At 72.2% G+C, this 15,580-nt stretch carries 11 protein-coding genes; 2 read left to right on the top strand and 9 right to left on the bottom strand.

Translation table 11 applies throughout. The features are described from left to right. Complete coding sequence (locus BW982_RS12915) at window positions 1-924, bottom strand: DMT family transporter (protein ID WP_254845594.1); 924 nt, start codon at window positions 922-924, stop codon at window positions 1-3. 30 nt (window positions 925-954) lie between these two features. Here BW982_RS12915 and BW982_RS12910 point away from each other — a divergent pair, with 30 nt between their 5' ends. Continuing rightward, window positions 955-1,446: a MarR family winged helix-turn-helix transcriptional regulator gene (locus tag BW982_RS12910; protein ID WP_076493930.1), complete on the top strand. Its 492-nt coding sequence runs from the start codon at window positions 955-957 to the stop codon at window positions 1,444-1,446. A 10-nt stretch (window positions 1,447-1,456) separates the two neighbouring features. Here the strand turns inward: BW982_RS12910 and BW982_RS12905 are convergent, their stop codons facing one another. The 5 genes from BW982_RS12905 to BW982_RS12885 form a co-directional block, all read right to left on the bottom strand. Next, the gene (locus BW982_RS12905) at window positions 1,457-3,004 is read right to left on the bottom strand and encodes an MFS transporter (protein ID WP_254845593.1); all 1,548 of its coding nucleotides are present in this window, start codon (window positions 3,002-3,004) and stop codon (window positions 1,457-1,459) included. A gap of 23 nt (window positions 3,005-3,027) precedes the next feature. Continuing rightward, window positions 3,028-4,779, bottom strand: coding sequence for an amidohydrolase (locus BW982_RS12900; protein WP_076494341.1), 1,752 nt, complete (start codon window positions 4,777-4,779; stop codon window positions 3,028-3,030). 62 nt (window positions 4,780-4,841) lie between these two features. Beyond that, the gene (locus tag BW982_RS12895) at window positions 4,842-5,510 is read right to left on the bottom strand and encodes a GAP family protein (RefSeq protein WP_076493927.1); all 669 of its coding nucleotides are present in this window, start codon (window positions 5,508-5,510) and stop codon (window positions 4,842-4,844) included. Between the two features lie 144 nt (window positions 5,511-5,654). Further along, window positions 5,655-9,812 (bottom strand): ATP-dependent RNA helicase HrpA, encoded by a 4,158-nt coding sequence (gene hrpA / locus BW982_RS12890; protein WP_076493925.1) that lies wholly within the window; start codon window positions 9,810-9,812, stop codon window positions 5,655-5,657. A 250-nt stretch (window positions 9,813-10,062) separates the two neighbouring features. Next, the gene (locus BW982_RS12885) at window positions 10,063-11,220 is read right to left on the bottom strand and encodes a glycoside hydrolase family 3 N-terminal domain-containing protein (RefSeq protein WP_076493924.1); all 1,158 of its coding nucleotides are present in this window, start codon (window positions 11,218-11,220) and stop codon (window positions 10,063-10,065) included. A gap of 88 nt (window positions 11,221-11,308) precedes the next feature. On the opposite strand from BW982_RS12885, the gene BW982_RS12880 reads away from it, so the two are divergent. Next, complete coding sequence (locus BW982_RS12880) at window positions 11,309-12,079, top strand: MerR family transcriptional regulator (protein ID WP_076493922.1); 771 nt, start codon at window positions 11,309-11,311, stop codon at window positions 12,077-12,079. Here the strand turns inward: BW982_RS12880 and BW982_RS12875 are convergent. The 3 genes from BW982_RS12875 to BW982_RS12865 all read right to left on the bottom strand — a co-directional run bounded on the left by BW982_RS12875 (window position 12,051) and on the right by BW982_RS12865 (window position 15,524). Then, a complete protein-coding gene (locus BW982_RS12875) occupies window positions 12,051-12,992 on the bottom strand; it encodes a hypothetical protein (protein ID WP_076493921.1) in 942 nt (313 codons plus the stop codon). The genes BW982_RS12880 and BW982_RS12875 overlap by 29 nt on opposite strands. Window positions 12,993-13,024: 32 nt before the next feature. Beyond that, the gene (locus tag BW982_RS12870) at window positions 13,025-14,275 is read right to left on the bottom strand and encodes an LCP family protein (RefSeq protein ID WP_076493919.1); all 1,251 of its coding nucleotides are present in this window, start codon (window positions 14,273-14,275) and stop codon (window positions 13,025-13,027) included. 76 nt (window positions 14,276-14,351) lie between these two features. Continuing rightward, complete coding sequence (locus BW982_RS12865) at window positions 14,352-15,524, bottom strand: ABC transporter substrate-binding protein (protein WP_076493918.1); 1,173 nt, start codon at window positions 15,522-15,524, stop codon at window positions 14,352-14,354. Between the last annotated feature and the right edge of the window lie 56 nt (window positions 15,525-15,580).

Here is a 15,580-nt window from a genome sequence, read left to right as displayed (position 1 = left end):
TCACTGCGAGAGGGGTCGATCTCTGTCGCCTGGATCGCTCGCGGGCGACAGGGATCGACCCCTCACGCGCGTGTGTCGGGGACGGGAGACGGCGATGGCGGCGAGCACCGCGACGATGCCGACGACCTGGCCGACGCCGAGCGACTCGCCGCCGATCGCGATGCCGAGCAGGACTCCGGTCACCGGGTTGAGCAGGCCGATGAGCCCGACCGTCCCCGCGGGCAGGAGCCGGAGTCCGGTGAACCAGCACACGAAGGCGAGAGCCGTGGCCACGACCGCGATCGCGGCGTAGGCGATGACGCCCGCGGCATCCACTGTCGGCGGCGCGCCCTCGACGAGCGCGGCGACGACGATCAGCGCGGTCCCCCCGGCGGTGAGCTGCCACGACGTCGTCGCGAGGAGAGGGGTGTCGTCCCGCCAGCGGGTCGTCAGGATCGCCCCGAGCGACGACGACAGGAGAGCGATCGCGGATGCCACGACCCCGGCGGTCGAGACGCCTTCGGCGCCGAGCCCGACGATGAGCACCACTCCGGCGATGCCGAGGACGGACCCGATCGCCCACCGCGTCGTCGGGCGCTGCCGCAGGAGCGGCCACGCGAGACCGGCGAGGGCCAGCGGGGCCAGCGCCATGATGGACGCGGCCACCGACGACGGCAGGAGCTGCGCCGCGACGTAGACGAGGACGAAGAAGCCGCCGAAGTTGAGCGCCCCGAGCAGGGGCGCCTTCCACCACCAGGCCCCGTGCGGCATCCGGCGGGCGAGGAGCCACAGCAGGACTCCGGCCGGGAGTGCGCGCAGCGCCGCCCCCCAGAGGGGGGAGTCGGCGGGGAGCAGGTGCCGCGTGACGACGTACGTCGCCCCCCACGCGATGGGGGCGACCGCGGTGATCGCGACGGCACGCCATCTATTTTCCATGGAAGACATATTAGCTTCCGAGGAAGGTAAAGTGGGGGTGTGAACGACGACCGCGTGGACCGCATCGTCGCGCAGTGGCGCGACGAGCGCCCCGACCTCGACGTCTCGCCCCTGCAGGTCATCGGCCGCCTGCACCGCGTCGCCGACCGGCTGCGCGAGGAACTCCTCCGCGTCTACCGCGATCACGGGCTGGGCGAGGGTGAGTTCGACCTGCTCGCCGCCCTCCGTCGCCGGGGCGAGCCGTACGCGTGCGCGGCCGGCGAGCTCGCCCGCACCACCATGGTCACCACCGGTGCCGTGACCAAGCGCGTCGACCGGCTCGTGGCATCCGGGCTCGTCGTCCGCCGGGGTGACGACGACGACGGCCGCGGACGCATCGTCGCCCTGACGTCCACGGGCGTCCGCGTCATCGATGAGGCGTTCGCCGCGCACGTGCGCAACGAGCAACGACTCCTCGCCGGTCTCGGCCCCGGTCAGCGCGCCGACCTGGAAACCCTGCTCCGCGCGTGGGGGGAAGCGCTCGGGGTCTGACCCGCGCGGCTCACACCGGCACCTCGGGGGCGGGAGCGGCCGCGGCCGGCGCGGACCGGCCGGCACGGGACACGAGCCAGGCGCCCAGCACGCCCACGCCGAGGCACAGCACCGCCAGCCCGACCATCAGCAGTCCGAAGCCGTCGCGGTACGCCGCCACCGCCACGGCGAAGACGTCCTCCGACGGCCGGGTCGCGTCCTTGGCGTAGGTCCCCACGGCGTTCAGCGACGCGGTGATGTCGCTGTCGCTCATGCCCGTCGCACGCAGACGCGAGACGATCCCGCCGATGGTGACCTGGGTGACGACGACGGTGGACAGCGCGGTGCCCAGCGAGTAGAAGAGCTGACCGAACGTCGTCCGCGAACTCGTCACGGGACCGTAGAACTCCGCGGGCGCCTCGCTCAGGATGAGTGTCCCGTACGGCAGTGCCGAGGCCGTCACGCCGAGGGCGATCAGCACCCCCGCCGGGACGAACGCCACCGGGCTGTCGACGTTGCGCGCGAGAGCGCCCGCCAGGAACCCTGCGGCGGAGAGCACCCCGCCCAGCAGCAGCGACGTCCGTGTGCTCATTCCCCGCGTCATCAGTCGCCCGAGCAGGACGGCGCCCGCGATCGAGGTGACCGTGATCGGCAGCTGCCACAGGGCGACCTCGGCCGGCGCCAGGCCCAGCACGTACTGCCAGAGGTTCGTCAGCTGCAGGAAGGATGCCGCGACGCCGAAGTTGAAGACGAACCCGGCGCACAGCGCCGCGAGGAACGACGGACGCCGGAACAAGGACACCGGGAAGAACGGATGGCGCACACGCGTCTGCGTCCACGCCGCGAGGGCCAGCACCGCGATTCCCGCCGCCGTCAGCGCCCAGGTGAGGGGCGAGGTCAGCGACGTGGCGAACTGGGACACGCCGTAGAGGAAGGTGACCATACCCAGGACGAGGAGCACCTGCCCCACGACATCGCGCGGCTCGGAGACGCTGGGGGGCACGACGGGCAGGACGGCCAGGACGGCGAAGATGCTCACGACCGAGAGGAGGGGCACGAGGAGGAAGGCCGTGCGCCAATCGACGCCGGCCAGCATGCCGCCGCCGAAGGTGATCGCGACCGAGGAGGCTCCCGAGACCGCGGCGAAGGTCGCCACCGCGGCGGGAAGACGACCGGGCGCGGCGAGCACCTGGATGTAGGCGAAGGCGGCCGCGTACACGGCGCCCAGACCCACTCCCGACAGGCCTTGGCCGGCGATGTAGACCGCCGGCACGGGCGCGAACCCCACCACCAGCTGGCCGACCGTCGCGAGGGCCAGCGCCCACACCAGCATGCGGCGGCGCCCGATGCGGTCGGCCAGCAGCCCCGTGCTGATGACGGATGCCGCGATCGCCAGGGTCTGCATCGAGGCCGCCAGCGCTTGATCGCCCGCCACCATGTCCAATCCCCGGCTGGCCCCCACCAGCGCGGTCGCGGCCACGTTGGGGGCCGCCCCCTGGATCGCGGCAAGGACGCCGAGCAGAGGCAGACCCCACCGCCTGGCGCGCGAGGAGAGGACGGACGAGGGGGAGGTGGACACGGCGGGCCCTTTCGCGGAGGTCATCAGGCGGAGAACGCCGGAGTACCGGCGATCCGGGTCTCGTGGATGCGGATGTCGTGCCAGCGCTCGGGGTCGGAGCTCCACGGATCGGCGTCGGCGACCACGAAGTCCGCGCGGGCGCCCACCCGCAGGACACCCCGGTCGTCGGCGTGGATCTGCCACGCCGCATCCGTCGTGATCGCGGAGAGGGCCTGCCCCGGCGTGACGCGCTCGTCCGGACCCAGGACACTGCCGTCGGCCTCGAGCCGGCGCAGGACCGCCGTCTGCGCGCTGCGCAGGGGGTCCGCGGTCGTGACGTTGTCGTCGGAGTGGATGCTCGGCCGCAGTCCCGCCCGGAGCGCCGACGCTAGGCGGTCCAGGCGGACGGCGCGGTACGGACCGAGGATCGAGTCCCGGAACGCCGCGCCCCAGTACCGCACGTGGTCCATCAGGAAGCTCGGCGAGACCCCCGCCGCGGCCATCCGGGCCAACTGCGCGTCCGTCGTCACGGAGGCGTGCTCGAGCCGGTGCCGGAGATCGCGCGAGTCCCCCGCGAGGAGACCCTCGAGCGTCGTGAGCGCCAGGTCCACGGCGGCGTCGCCGTTCGTGTGGATCATGAGCTGCCAGCCGTCGTCGAGGCCCGTCGAGAGGGCGTCCCGGAGACCCTCGGCGGTCCAGTTGGCGTGGCCGCGACCGGGGCGACCGGAGCTGTCGTGACCGAGATACGGGTCCTCGAAGAACCCGGAGCGGCCCTGGTTGGACCCGTCGACGACCACCTTCCACGCGTCCGCGCGCACCATGTCGTCTCCGCTGAAGGGCGTCACCCCGGCGGCGCGCCAGGCCGCCGCCGCCTCGCGCGGGGTCGTGAACCCGGGCAGGGCGGAGAACTGCGCGGTCGACACGCGGACGGGAAGCCGTTCGGTGTCGTTGAGCCGGTGCAGGAGGGCGATCTCGCTGACCCCGGCGATCGTCCCGGTCATCGCCTCGCGCACCGAGGTGATGCCGCGGGACGCCCACCCGGTGAGGATCGTGCGCACGCCGCGGTCGATCTCGGCGGCATCCGGTCGAGGCAGCGCGGCCAGGAGCATCGAGACCGCCGGGGCTTCGCCCACCACGCCCGTGAGGCGACCGTCGACGCGCCCGAACGTGCCGCCCGACGGCACCGGTGTGCCGTCGGTGATGCCCGCGGCTTCGAGTGCCCGGCTGTTGGCGTAGGCGAAGTGCATCGAGGCATTCAGCACGACGACGGGTCGATCGAGGGAGACGCGATCGAGGATGTCGCGGGTGAGGTCGGGCTCGCCGGGATACAGGCTGGGGTCGAAGAGCTTCGCGAGCAGGTACTCCCCGGGGGCACCGGAGCCGGCTGCCGTCTTCAGCGTGGTGACCACGTCGTCGAAGGTGGCGCAGCGCGGGTGCGACACGTCGACCCAGTCGAGCATCAGCAGAGACACCCAGACGTGGGCGTGCGGCTCGATGAGTCCCGGCAGCACGACCCCGTCGGGCCGGAGCGTCTTCGTCCCCGGACCGATGAGGCCCTCGACGTCGTCGCGCGTGCCGAGGCCGACGATGCGACCGTCCGCGATCACCATCGCCTCGGCCGTCGGCGAGTCGGCGTCGCCCGTGGAGATCGCTCCGATCACGACGAGGTCGGCGCGGCCGTCGCCGCGAGGACCCGTGTCGCGCGGGGCGCCCGAGATGTGCGTGCCGGATGCCGCGATCGCGGGGGCGATCCGGTCGTGCAGGGCGGGGGTGGAGGCGGAGCAGGCGTCGGTCATGGTTCTCCCGTCGGGGAAGGGCGAGGAGCCGGGTCGTCCGTGGATCTCCTCGCCCGAGCGGATCACAGGGGCAGGTGGCGCAGGACCGCCGCGGCTTCGTTCGCCGCGAGGATCGCGAAGACGACGGTCATCATCTGCGCGTTGTACGCGATCATCTCGGTCTTCGCGCGCTGCAGCGATCGGGTCACCGCGGGGCTGCGGAACAGGGCCACGGCGGCGGGCACGATCAGGGGCAGCGAGCCGCCGATCGCGACCCCGAGACAGAGGATCACCGAGAGGACGATCGAGAGGTGGGCGTCGGCGATGATCGCCCCGCCCTTGAGGGCGAGGGGGAGGTTCTTGGAGTTCGCCGCCGCCATCATCAGCCCCAGCCCGAGCGCGCGGACGGGCGTGATGGCGTCGATGGCCGCGAGCCAGGCGGGTGTCTTGGCGGGGTGACCGTCACGCGGACGCGAGCGCCAGCTCAGGACCGCGAACACCGCGAAACCGATCGCGATGAGCGCCGACAGGATGAGGGTGACCTTTCCCGTTCCCGCCGCGCTCGACGCGCGCGAGGCTCCCGCCGCGCCGAGGAGCAGCAGCGCGAAGGAGACCGCGGTGAAGGTCGCCACGTACACCGCCGCGGCCGCCCGCCCGCGCGGCGCGAGCACGATCGCCACGATCGCGACGATCGGGAGCGGTGAGATCGCCATCCCCACCGTGAGGGGGAGGAGTTCGCTCAGTGCGTCCACGCGGGGTCCTTCCGTCCGGCCCGGGATGACGCTGTCGTCTCCCGTGGCCCGAACGGAGGCTATGACGCCGGTGTTCGCGGACGGACGCGATGTTCGGTCAGCACGACGAAACGGCCACGCGGCACCGGCGGCGCGACCGGACGCTCAGCCCTTCAGCGCCTTCGCCAGACGTTGCGGCGAGACGGGCTCGGCCGTGCCCAGGCGCTGCGCGAAGAGGCTCACGCGGAACTCCTCCAGCAGCCACCGGGTCTGCACCAGGTTCGCCGGCGCGTCGGCGGGGAGCGGCATCACCCCGCCGGCCTCGACGAAGCCCGCGGCTCCGCGCTCGTACTCGGTCATGCGCTGACGATCGCGGCCCGGGTTGTCGGGCAGCGTCTTCACGCGCTCCAGCGCCCCCGCGAGGTACCGCGGCAGGTGGGCGAGGCGGGCGAGGCCGGTTCGCGCGATGAAGCCGGGGAAGATCAGGCCTTTCAGCTGCCCGCGCACGTCGTTGAGTGCTCCGAGCAGCGTGATGGATGAGGCATCCTTCATCGCCCGATCCACCTCGCGCTGCGCCAGGAGGATTCTCGCGACCAGCGACACGGCCTGGAAGGTCTGCTCCACCGACGCGGCCGAGAACGCATCGCGCACGCGCTCGAATTCCGCGCGCGTGCGGACGATCCCGGTGGACGCCGCGCGCTGCAGCACGTCGTCCGCGACGGCGACCCGCGCGTCCTCGATCAGGGCCTTGGCGTTCTGGTACGGCGAGGCGGCGAGCGCGAGCTTCTCGTTCGCGGTGAGGTGGTCGAGCACGTACGACGCGGGGGAGGGGACGGCCAGCAGCAGCAGCCGCCGGATGCCGGCCCGGGTGTGCCGCGCGGCGTCCTCGGGCGTCGCCTCGACGCGGAGGGCGACGCTGTCGCCCTCGTCCACGAGCGCCGGGTATCCGCGCACGACGCCACCGGCGACGGGGGTGTCGACGACCTCGGCGAGGTCGTCGAAGTCCCACGTCGTGAGCTTCGTCCGCGAAGCGAAGGCGGGGGATGCCTCGGCGACCCGCGCCGCGGCCGTCCTCGACGGGGGGCGCGCGATCGTCGACTCCACGCTCGAACGCGCGCGGTCGGCGAGGCGTCGCTGCAGCGCTCCGAGATCGCGGTCCGAGCCCACGGCCCGCCCGCGGGGGTCGACCGCGCGGAAGGACATCATGAGGTGACCGGGCACGCGGTCGAGTTCGAAGTCGGCGGCGCTGACGCGCTGGTTCGCCACGCGCTGCACCTGCGCCGCGAGCGCGTCGACGAGCGTCGACTTCGGCAGACCGTTCGCGTGCTCGGGACCCTTCTCCGCCAGTTCGGCGCTGAACTTCTCGGCCCAGTCGGCGGCGGGCACGACGTTGCGTCGGATGGTCTTGGGGAGGGCGCGCAGCAGCGCCGTGACGAGTTCGTCTCGCATGCCCGGCACCTGCCAGTCGAAGCCATCGGGGCGCAGTTGCGCCAGCAGGGGCAGCGGGACGACCACCGTCACCCCGTCGTCGGGGGCACCGGGTTCGAAGCGGTAGGCGAGGTTCAGCGTCTGGTCGCCCTGGCGCCAGCGCGCGGGGAACGCACGGTCGTCGCCCTGCGCGCGGTCGCCGGTGAGGTCGGACTCGCGCAGATCGAGCAGGTGCGGCGTGCGGGCCGAGGCATCCTTCCACCACGTCTCGAACGAACGCACGTCCGTGACGTCGGCGGGGATCCGCGCGTTGTAGAACGCGAACACCGCCTCGTCGCCGACGAGGATGTCGCGGCGGCGCTCGCGCTCCTCGATCTTCTCCAGCAGCCGACGCTGCTCGAGGTTGCGACGGAGGAAGGCGGTCAGGCGCTTGTCGAGCACCGACGGGTCCCACTCGCCCTCGACGAGCGCGTGCCGCACGAACATCTCGCGGGCGAGTGGACGGTCGAAGCGCGCGAGCTGGACGCGGCGCCGACCGACGAGCTCCACCCCGAAGAGCGTGACCTTCTCGTACGCGGCGGCGGAGCCGGCATCCTTCGACCAGTGCGGCTCGCTGAGCGAGCGCTTCACGAGGCCGGGGGCGAGGTCTTCCGCCCACGCCGGGTCGACGGCGGCGACCGTGCGGGCGAACAGGCGTGAGGTCTCGACGAGCTCGGCCGCCATGACCGCCGAGGGACGCTTCTTCTTCAGGCCCGACCCGGGGAAGATCGCGAACCGCGCCCCGCGCGCGCCGATGTACTCGCCCTTGGCGGTGCGGGCGTCGCCGGGGGCCTTGCGGTCCTTGGTCTGCGCGAGGGTGCGGGGATCCAGGATGCCGATGTGCGACAGGAGTCCGGACAGGATCGCGCGGTGGATGGCATCCCCCTGGGCGTGACCCTCGGGGGCGTCCCGCTGCGAACCTCGTCCCACTTCTGACGTGGCGTGTCCCGATCGTTGCGGTTTCGAGCGGCCCGAAGCCGCCATTTCTGGGACACGGTTCCTCGCCCCGCGGCCCTCGCGCCCCGCGCCGAGCAGCGACTGCAGCTGCCGATGCACGTCGACCCACTCGCGGACGCGCACGTAGTTGAGGTGCTCGCTGCGGCACAGGCGCCGGAAGGCGCTGGAACCGAGCTCGGCCTGCTTCTCCTGCAGGTACTCCCACAGGTTCAGCAGCGAGAGGAAATCGCTGGTCGGGTCGGTGAAGCGCGCGTGGAAGCGGTCCGCCTCCTCACGGCGCTCCTCGGGGCGTTCGCGGACGTCCTGGATCGACATCCCGGCGACGATCGCCATCACCTCGGGCAGCACGTCCGCGTCCCGCGCCTCGATCAGCATGCGGGCGAACCGCGGGTCGATCGGCAGACGGGCGATCTCGCGGCCCACCGCGGTGAGACGCGGACCGCGGTCCTCGTCGCGGTCGCTGCGTCGCCGGGACGGGTCGCCGTCCTGCCGGACGTCGCGGCGCTCGGACCCCGGTGCGGGCAGCGTCACCGCGCCGAGCTCGACGAGCAGGTCGAACGCCGCCTTCACGCCGCGGGAATCCGGCGGCGTCAGGAACGGGAACGCCTGGATGTCGCCGAACCCGAGCGACAGCATCTGGAGGATGACGGATGCCAAGGACGTCCGCAGGATCTCCGGCTCGGTGTACTCCGGGCGGCGGAGGAAATCGTCCTCGGAGTAGAGCCGGATCGCGATACCCGGCGAGGTGCGTCCCGCACGCCCGGAGCGCTGCTGGGCCGACGCCTGCGACACGGCCTCGATCGGCAGCCGCTGGATCTTCGACCGGTTGCTGTAGCGCGAGATGCGCGCGGTGCCGGTGTCGATCACGTACCGGATGCCGGGAACGGTGAGGCTCGTCTCCGCGACGTTCGTCGCCAGGATGACGCGGCGGCGGACGCCGGCGACGGTGGAGCGCTCGAACACCCGGTGCTGTTCGGCGGCCGAGAGACGCCCGTACAGCGGCAGCACCTCGGTGGGGGAGGCATCCTTCTGGTACGCCCCGCGGATGGCATCCGCGGCATCCCGGATCTCGGCCTCGCCGGGGAAGAACACGAGAACGTCGCCGGCCGACTCGCGATCGAGCTCGCGGAGCGCGTCGACGACGGCGCCGACCTCGTCAGCGTCGTCGTTGTCGCGCTTGCCCTGTGCCGCGCTCCGGATCTTCTTCGGCTGCGGCGTGGGTGTACCGGCATCCGGGTCGGAATCGCCGGATTCTTCCGGAGCCCGGTCCGCCCCGTCGACCGGACGGTACCGGACCTCGACCGGATACGTCCGGCCCGACACCTCGATGACCGGCGCGGGCACGGGCTCCCCGCCGGGCGCGGCGGGCGGGCCGGCGAAGTGCCGCGCGAAGCTCTCGGGGTCGATCGTCGCCGAGGTCACGATGACCTTCAGGTCGGGGCGCTGCGGCAGGATGCGGCGGAGGTAGCCGAGCAGGAAGTCGATGTTCAGCGAACGCTCGTGCGCCTCGTCGACGATGATCGTGTCGTAGCGGCGCAGCAGCCGGTCGCGGTGGATCTCGTTGAGCAGGATGCCATCGGTCACGAGCGCGACGCGGGTGTCGGCCGACACCTTGTCGGTGAAGCGCACCTTGTAGCCGACGGTGGAGCCGAGCGGCACCTGCATCTCTTCCGCGATGCGTTCGGCGATCGTGCGCGCGGCGATACGACGGGGCTGCGTGTGCGCGATCGAGGTGCGGCCCAGCTCGAGGCAGATCTTGGGCAACTGCGTCGTCTTGCCCGAACCGGTCGCGCCGGCCACGATCACGACCTGGTGGTCGCGGATGGCGCGCGCGATCTCGTCCCGCGCGGCGCTGACGGGCAGCTCGGGCGGGTAGACGATGACGGGTTCGACGGACACAGCCTTCCAGCCTATCGCGCCCCCGAACGCGGAGCGTCAGTGCCCGAAGGCCGCGCGTGAGTCCCGAGCACCGCGCGTGATCGCCCGATAAACGCGATCCACGGCGAGACACGCCTTGCCGCGCAGTGTCTCGCCGTGGATGCCGTTTATCGCTGAAGCGGCGCAGGGGTGCGGCGGGGGCGCAGGGGCACGGGGACGCGCGGGCGCGGGCGCGCGGGGAGCAGGGAGCGGGGAGCGGGGATGCCGGAGATCAGGGCATCGACGCCTTCTGCGCCACGACCCGGCGGGCGGCGGCATCCACCTTCGCCGCGAACGCCGGGTCGGCTTGCGCCTTCGTGAGCACCGCCTGGTGCATCTCGGGGTACACCGTCGGATCGGCCGACACGAGCAGCAGGTCGATCCCCGCCTCGACCGCGAGCGTCGCGCGGTCGGCGGGCGACCATTGCTGCACCTGCTGCGCGGCGGAGAGGTCGTCGGTGGTCACGACGCCGTCGAAGCCGACCGTGCTCCGCAGCACGCCGACGACGGTCGGGGAGAAGGCGGCGGGCGCCGAGGGGTCGATCTTCGCGTAGATCGCCGTCGACAGCATGACCACGGCCGGGCCCTGCGCGACCACCGTCGAGTAGACGCCCACGTCGGGTCCCTCGGCGGTGACGAAATCGTCCGTCACGCCGGAGGCGGTGTCGGTGTTCTCGCCCACGTGGCCCAGGCCCGGGAAGTGCTTGAACGTCGGCAGCACTCCGCCGTCGCGCATCCCCTGCGCGAACGCGCCGGCCTTCGCGGCCACCGTCGCCGCGTCGTAGCCGTATTCGCGGTCGAGCTGGCCGATCGGCGGGTTGCTCCGCGCGGTCTCGGGGCTGGTCACGACGTCGGCGACCGGGGCGAGGTTCATGTTCACCCCGGCCTGCGCGAGCTGCCCGCCCCACGTCGCGGCGTTGCCGCGGAGGTCGTCGTCGCTCTGCCGTCCCTGATCGACGGCCGACGGGATGCCGTCGAACCCGGGCCCCGAGAGAACCTGGACGTCGCCGCCCTCCTGGTCGGTCGCGACCCACAGTTCGGGGCGTCCGGCGGCGACGAGCGAGGTGAAACCGCCGACGAGGGCGGCCATGGCCGGGATGCCGGCATCCGAACGCCCGTGCAGGAAGACGCCGCCGATGTGGTCGTCGCGGACGGCGGCGACGGTGGTCGGGTCGGCGCCGCCCACGGAGGTGCCGACCATGAACATCTGACCGACCTTGTCGGCGAGGCTGAACCCGGCGAGCGGATCGGGAGTGGGCGTCGGCGTCGGAGTCGGCGACGCCGTCGGTGTGGCGCTCGTCGTGGGGACGGGCGCGGGCTCGGGGACGCAGCCGGCGAGCGCCACGGCGATCAGCAGCAGCGGGATCGTCGACCGTGCGATGTTCCTCACCCCTCGATCGTGACGTATCCGGCGTCCGGTCGGACGGTTCCGATCCGGGCTTGACTCTGCCGCTGCGTCAACCGCCAGGGTGGATGCCATGAACGAATGGCCCATCGCCGAGGTCGCCCGCGCCGCCGGGGTGACCAGCCGCGCCCTCCGGCACTACGAGAGCGTGGGGCTGCTGCGCCCGTCCCGCGTCGCCGCGAACGGGTACCGCTTCTACGGCGAGCGCGAGATCGCGCGTCTCTACCGCATCCTGTCGCTGCGTGCGCTGGATGTGCCGCTGCCCGAGATCGCGCGGGCACTGTCCGACGAGCGCTCGCTCGTGGACATCATGCGAGCGCATGTGACGGCGCTCGAGGAACGGCGTTCCGCTCTGGAGCGCCGCATCACCGCGGTGGGGAAGACCCTCGCCGCACTGGAGGAAGGAAAGACCATGGACATCGATGACGTGCTCGCGGGGGTCGACGACTCCCGGTGGGAGAGCGAGGTGCGGGCGCGCTGGGGCGACGCCGCGTGGGAGGAGGCGCAGGCTCGTCGTGACGCGTTCACCGACGGGGAGCGCCGCGCCGACGACGAGCGCAGCCGCGACGTGAATGCCGCGCTGCGGGATGCCGCGGCGCGGGGCCTCCCGGCGGACGGCGCCGAGTTCCAGGCCCTGATCGCCGTGCACCACCGGTGGGTCGGAGACCAGTGGGGGCGGGTCCCGGATGCCGCGGCCTACAGGGGCCTCGGCGAGCTCTACGTCGCCGACGAGCGGTTCGCGGCCGTGTACGGCGGCGCGGACGGCGCCGTCGCGGTCCGCGACGCGATCGCGGTCTTCGCTGCGGCCCGGCTGCCTAAGGCTGTCGTCTGCGGAAGATCGTGACCGCGCCCCCGCGGGAGGGGGTGAGCCCTGCGGCCTCGAGGTGCTGCACGGTCCGGCGCGAGAGGGACGGGAGCTCGGCGGTGCGTCCCGGTGCGGGGCGCGCCTGACCGACCAGCAGCGTCCGGCGGTGTCCGGCCGATCGCACCTCGAGCCGGGCGTACTCCGTTCCCTCGCGCCACCGCAGTTCGTCGATGTCGCCGTAAGGGAAGCGCTCCGTGCCACCGGGCCCGTCGATGCGCAGCTCCGACCGCCCGAAGCCGATCGCGTGGCCTACGGCGCGGCCCCGCACGAGCGCGCGGAAGCCGAGGAAGACCGGCAGGACGACCACGAGTCCGACGGCGAGGATCACGACGCGGGCGCCGCGCAGCAGGTCCAGGCGGTCGAGCCAGATCATCAGGAGAATCGTGGCGGCCCCGGCGACCGTCGTCGCGGCGATCAGGAGCACGATCAGTGTCGCGAGGTGCAGGCGGACGGCACGTACGCGCACGAGCGCGCCGTCCCGTTCGTCGTCTGCCTCCCACGCGGGAGCATGACGTTCCTCACCGGTTGTCCGGACGAGCGACAGCAACCGCCCGAGGAGGGTCAGCGTCAGCCATGCCGCCGCGGGCAGGGCGGCGAAGGCTATGACGGCCCCGAACGGACCGGCATCCGCCCGTGCCAGGACGACCGCGAGAGCGATCGCGGCCGCCGCGACGAGGACGTGCAGGAGGAGTGCGCCGCGGCGGAGCAGGGCGATCGCCCGCACGCCCGCGATCCCCACGCCCCATCCGCCGAGGAGCGCGGCGAGGAACGGCGCGAAGTCCGTGGCCGAGCCCGCGCCGGCGAGCACCAGCGCGAGGACGAGCAGGATGCCGGCTCCCGCGAGGACCCACACGAGGGAGCGCGCGCGATGGTCGGCGGGGGCATCCGTCACGATCGACCAGCCTACGAGGAGCGACCGCGTGCTCAGCCGTTCCCGGCCGAGCAGGTCGGCTGGTTCGCCTTGGAACCGCTGATGGTGCTCGGCAGCTCCACCGCCTCGGGCGCGGGCGTGGCGGAGGTGGCATCCGGAGCCGGCGTGCTCGCCTCGGGCGCCGGAGCGGACTCGGTCGGCTGCGGCGCGGACGGGTCGGCGAAGACCCCCTCGTTGGCGCCGAGCTCGCCGGTGAGCACGATCGGCGCGTTCGTGTCGATCGCCTCCCACAGCACGCTCGCCGCGTTCTCGTTCGGGATGACGCGGTTGCGGTCGGCCGGGTCTTCGAGCACGGGATACTGCACGAAGGTGATGTCGTCGAACGGCACGTCCTTGAGCGTGTAGGCCAACTGGGCGATGCGGATCGGGTCGGCGAGGCTCTGACTGGGCTGGATGTTGTTCACCGCGGTGTTCGCGAGACCGATCAGCGTGCCGGGGTTGGAAAGCACCTCGGCGCTGCGCAGCTTGTTGATCAGGCGCGAGAGGTACTGCTGCTGGTTGCCGATGCGGGCGAGGTCGCTGCCGTCGCCGACGCCGTGACGGGTGCGCAGGAACGCGAGGGCGTCGTAGCCGGTGACCACGCGGGGACCGGCCGGCCAGTCGATTCCCGCATCGGGGTCGTTGATGCCGTCGCCGCCGATGCAGACCTCGACGCCGCCGATCGCGTCGGTGATGTTCACGACGTTGCCGAAGCTCACTTTCGCCGCGAACGGGATGCTCTGGCCGCTGAGCTCCGACACGGTGTCGGCGACGCAGGTCAGCCCGCCCTTCTCGTAGGCGGTGTTGATCTGGGCCTTCGACCACGCCGACTCCACGGTCCCGTCGGCGCCGGTGCATTCGGGGATCGGAACCTGCAGGTCGCGGGGGAACGACACGACCGTGACCCGGCGGGGGTCGGCCGAGACGCTGACGAGCATGTTGACGTCGTTGCGGGCGCCCTCGTTCTCGGGGTCGCTGCACCGGGCTCCGAATGCCTGCTTGACCTCGTCGTCGCATTCGTCGGTGCCGACCACGAGCACCGAGAAGGCCTCGTCGTAGGCGCTCAGTGCGGGCGGCTGCGCCGGGGCGTCCTTCAGCGGGACCGCCGCCTCGGCCAGGCGCTGCGTCAGTGACCAGGCGTAGAAGCCGCCCACGGCGACCGCGGCGACGACGGCGACGGTCAGCGCGATCGCGAGGGCCTTGGCTCCGCGGCGCCACCCCGACTCGGGCGTGCGGCGCGCGTGCTGGGCGGGGGGCTGCGTCATCCGGGTAGTCAACCACGCCGTTCCGGGAAAGAGGTGGGCCGCGGGGCGGTCGGGTGTCCGACCGCCCCGCGGGGAGTTACTGGCCGCCCTCGGTGAGGGTGACGTCGATCGGCGTGTAGTCGCCGTCCACGGTGACGCCCTCGTCCTTCAGAGCCGTCAGCGCCTTCTCGATGTAGTCGTTCGAGTAGGCGGATGCCGGGGGTTCGGTGGTGATGAGGTTGAGCCCGTCCTGGTTCTTCGCCGCGAGGGCGCCCTTCACGGTCTTGTCCCAGGCGGCGGAGTCGATGAGACCGAAGTCGCCACCGGTCCAGATGAGCTTGTTGACCTCGTTCATCTGCCACAGCTGGTGCGTCGGACCCACCGGGAACGCGCTGACACCCGGGGCGGTCGCGGCCTTGTACGTGATGTCGGCGGCCTCGGTGGGGTTGTCGCGCGCGAAGACCCAGCCCTTGATGACGGCCTTCAGGAAGCGCGTGGCGGCATCGGCGTACGCGGGGTCGTCGGAGAGGCGCTTCGTGTCGGCCCAGATCGCGTCCTGCAGCATGGCGCCGGCGGTGTCCTCGTACGAGATCACGTTGATGTCGTCCATCGTGTACAGCTTCCCGGTGGCGGGGTTCACCGTCTCCAGCAGCTGCGCGAGCTCGTTGTAGGTCATCGCCTGGGCGGCATCCACGTCCTTGTCCAGGAGCGCGTTCATGGAGAAGTCCTGGGTCGTGATCTTGACCGTCGAGGCGTCCAGGCCCTTGTCGGCCATGGCGGCGAAGATCTCCCACTCGTTGCCGAAGCCCCACGAGCCGATGCGCTTGCCCTCGAAGTCGTCGACCTTCGTGATGCCGGAGTCCTTCCACGACACCTGGGTCGTGCCGGACTTCTGGAACACCTGCGCGATGTCGGTGAGTTCGACGCCCTGGTTCTCCATGGTCCCGAGGACCTTCGGCACCCAGGCGACGGCGAAGTCGACGTCTCCGGCGACGAGGGCGTCCTGCGGCACGATGTCGCCGCCCGAGGGGACCACGTCGACCTTGTCGAAGCCCTCCTCCTGGAAGTACCCCTTGTCGAGGGCGACGTAGTAGCCGGCGAACTGCGCCTGCGGCAGCCACTGCAGCTGCAGCTTCACGGAGGTGAGCGGCGTGAAGTCCCCGCTCGACTCGGCGGGAGCGCTGGAGCCGCCGGCGCAGGCGGAGAGGGCGAGGGATGCCACGGCGATCCCCGCGAGTGCGCCGAGGGCGCGGCGTGTGCTGTGTGTCATGGGAGTCCTTTCGGGTGCGGGTGGTGCAGGTGTGGTGCGGTGGAACCTGTTCTGTC

Source organism: Microbacterium sp. RURRCA19A (assembly GCF_900156455.1).
Taxonomy (GTDB): Bacteria; Actinomycetota; Actinomycetes; order Actinomycetales; family Microbacteriaceae; genus Microbacterium.
This window is presented reverse-complemented; position numbering and strand designations above follow the sequence as displayed.

What these genes read in the sequence shown, in the direction of transcription:
- BW982_RS12900 (WP_076494341.1), bottom strand. Translation starts at nt 4,779, where the DNA reads ATGACCGACGCCTGCTCCGCCTCCACCCCCGCCCTGCACGACCGGATC.
- BW982_RS12915 (WP_254845594.1), bottom strand. Translation starts at nt 924, where the DNA reads ATGTCTTCCATGGAAAATAGATGGCGTGCCGTCGCGATCACCGCGGTC.
- BW982_RS12880 (WP_076493922.1), top strand. Translation starts at nt 11,309, where the DNA reads ATGAACGAATGGCCCATCGCCGAGGTCGCCCGCGCCGCCGGGGTGACC.
- BW982_RS12870 (WP_076493919.1), bottom strand. Translation starts at nt 14,275, where the DNA reads ATGACGCAGCCCCCCGCCCAGCACGCGCGCCGCACGCCCGAGTCGGGG.
- BW982_RS12865 (WP_076493918.1), bottom strand. Translation starts at nt 15,524, where the DNA reads ATGACACACAGCACACGCCGCGCCCTCGGCGCACTCGCGGGGATCGCC.